Below are 2,297 nucleotides of genomic sequence, written 5' to 3'. Positions count from 1 at the left end.
GTCCTCTTTTTTGAATCAACGCCGTCCCGCCAGATTGACGGGATTCTATCCTAAACAGCCGTGGCTGTTTATTCTCCATCAAAATTGCTGCCGTCCTGCGATCCGCTTACCTCTACGGTATACGCAGTCTGTTCCATTCCATCCAAATGAGATGTGTGTTTGGCATCAGCAAAAATCTTTAAAATATCCGTGGGAATATCTGTCCCCGGATTTTCTTCCGACGGCTTGGGAATCTTCAACTCCGCCGGACCCTCTACCCGACCTTCAATCGTCTCGCTCGTCGCCTCGCTGTACACGGTGTGGTCTGAGATAGATGTAAATTCTACGCCCTCTTTCTGCGGAATCGCTGCGATTTTCTCGCTCTCTTCCCGAAAGGCACGTGTCATCTTTTCAATGAAGGAAGCTGCTTCCTTCTGTGCCAGCCGCAGACGCGCCTGCTCCTGAGAAGCTTGCACCTGATACCGTCTGACAATGGCTTCGCACTGTTCTTTGGTCTCTCGTTTGAGCTGTTCAGCCTCTTCCAGCGCTTGATTTCTCGTCTGGTCAGCCTGTTCGCTCGCTTCTTTTTTCGTTTTGTCCGCCATGCCCTGTGCGGTCATCAGTGCCTGTCGAATGCCGCTCTCAATGCGGCGATATTCTTCAATCTTGTCCACCATGACCTTGAGCTTCGCCCGCAGTTCTGCATTTTCCCGTTCCAGAGCCTCCATGTCATCCGCCGCCTGATCCAGCATCATATCAACGCTTCTGGTATCATAGCCGCCAAATACCGCTTTCTCCGGCGTAAAATCCCGGATTTCCTTTGAACCTAACATGTTACCTCCCTGAAATCAAACAACCGATAAAAACCGGAAAATGGCCGGGATAAACCCGGCCGGACGAATCCCACGAAACCTTGCACGTTACAGCAGCGCATAGACCAGCCGTTCCGCAAATTCCAGAAGCAGCAAAACAATCACCGGCGAAAAATCCAACATCATCCCTCGTCCGGACTGAAAGCTGCTGAGCAAGCTGCGGCATGGTGCGAGCATCGGCTCCGTCACGGTGTACAGAAACTCTCCGACTGCGGATCGCTGTACCTGCGGAAACCACGAGCACAGCGCCCGAGCAATAACGAGAAACTGCAATATCCTGAGTATCCGAATCGTAATGCTTGCAAGAATCATACTGAAACCCATACCTCTCGGCCGGAAGACATCAGAATTTCATTCCGCTGTTTTCCAGTTCGCTAATCAAATCATCGCCGACAATTTCCACATCCAGCGGAGTAATCAAGTATGTGCCGTTTGCCACGCGCTTGATCTTGCCTTCAATGGCATATGTAACGCCGCTCATGAAATCCAACATGCGCTTGGATGTTTCCTTGTCCGTTGTCTCCAGATTGAGGACAACGGTCATTTTATTCTTCAGATGATCTGCGATGTCTGCTACATTGTTAAACTGATCTGCCTTCACCAAAACAACAGCCAGCTTGGTTGTTGCGCTAATATTCACCACTTGATTATTTCTGCGTGGTTCAACCTGCGGATTATGCCGTGCCTCAGATGGAACAGACGTTCTTGCTGGTTCATGGTAGTAGGAAGCAGCCTCTCTGGCTCTCGGCTCTTCTACAGGACCTTCGTCCATGTCAAAGTCGTCCTCGTCATCTACCTCTCCGCTGACCCAGCGTTTGAAGTCGTTTACTAAACCCATTTCTGTTTCCTCCCGAATGGAACAAATCTAATTTCTCAGTAATGGCGGGCGCCGAACAATGCCGTGCCCAGCCGGACAATCGTTGCCCCACAGGAAATTGCCTCACAATAATCGGCACTCATTCCCATCGACAAGCAGTCCATGGTGATATTATCGTATTTTTTTGCCGATATGTCAATAAATAGTTGAGACATTCTGTCAAAATAAAGAGTTTTTTCTTGATTTGGCTGCGGTTTTGGTGGAATTGCCATCAGTCCGCGCACATGAACATGCTCCAGTTGAGCAACCTGTTCGATCACAGAATCAATCTCATCCGGATCAATGCCCAGCTTGCTTTCTTCTCTGCCGATATTCAGCTCCAGCAGAATATCCTGACAGATTCCAGCCTTGGCAGCTTCCTTGTCAATCACCTTTGCCAGCTTCACCGAGCTGACCGATTCAATCATAGATACCTTGCCAATCAGATACTTGACTTTGTTCGTCTGTAAGGTGCCAATGAAATGCAGCGGCTTTCCATCATAAGCATGTTGCTCGTACTTTTCCAGCAGCTCTTGCACGCGGTTCTCGCCGCAGACATCCACGCCTGCCTCAATGGCAGCGCGGACGCG

The 2,297-nt window shown here is 49.8% G+C and carries 4 protein-coding genes; all 4 read right to left on the bottom strand.

Features of this window, described 5'->3' with window-relative positions; all coding sequences use genetic code 11:
• Positions 1 to 68: 68 nt before the first annotated feature.
• Positions 69 to 812 carry a DivIVA domain-containing protein gene (locus ACR0P9_RS11280; RefSeq protein WP_432620200.1) on the bottom strand — a complete coding sequence of 248 codons (744 nt, stop codon included), beginning with the start codon at positions 810 to 812 and terminating at the stop codon, positions 69 to 71.
• 87 nt (positions 813 to 899) lie between these two features.
• Complete coding sequence (locus ACR0P9_RS11275) at positions 900 to 1,163, bottom strand: YggT family protein (RefSeq protein WP_432620198.1); 264 nt, start codon at positions 1,161 to 1,163, stop codon at positions 900 to 902.
• A gap of 31 nt (positions 1,164 to 1,194) precedes the next feature.
• Complete coding sequence (locus ACR0P9_RS11270; protein WP_432620196.1) at positions 1,195 to 1,689, bottom strand: cell division protein SepF; 495 nt, start codon at positions 1,687 to 1,689, stop codon at positions 1,195 to 1,197.
• 35 nt (positions 1,690 to 1,724) lie between these two features.
• Positions 1,725 to 2,297 (bottom strand): YggS family pyridoxal phosphate-dependent enzyme (locus ACR0P9_RS11265; protein WP_432620194.1); only part of this gene is annotated, 573 nt, incomplete at its 5' end.

The organism is Butyricicoccus sp., assembly GCF_050872565.1.
GTDB lineage: Bacteria > Bacillota > Clostridia > Oscillospirales > Butyricicoccaceae > Butyricicoccus_A.
The sequence above is the reverse complement of the archived record's forward strand: the minus strand, read 5'-3'. Positions and strand labels throughout refer to the sequence as shown.

Bases quoted from the DNA above. Each gene is read 5' to 3' on its own strand.
- ACR0P9_RS11280 (WP_432620200.1), bottom strand. From the start codon at position 812: ATGTTAGGTTCAAAGGAAATCCGGGATTTTACGCCGGAGAAAGCGGTA.
- ACR0P9_RS11275 (WP_432620198.1), bottom strand. From the start codon at position 1,163: ATGATTCTTGCAAGCATTACGATTCGGATACTCAGGATATTGCAGTTT.
- ACR0P9_RS11270 (WP_432620196.1), bottom strand. From the start codon at position 1,689: ATGGGTTTAGTAAACGACTTCAAACGCTGGGTCAGCGGAGAGGTAGAT.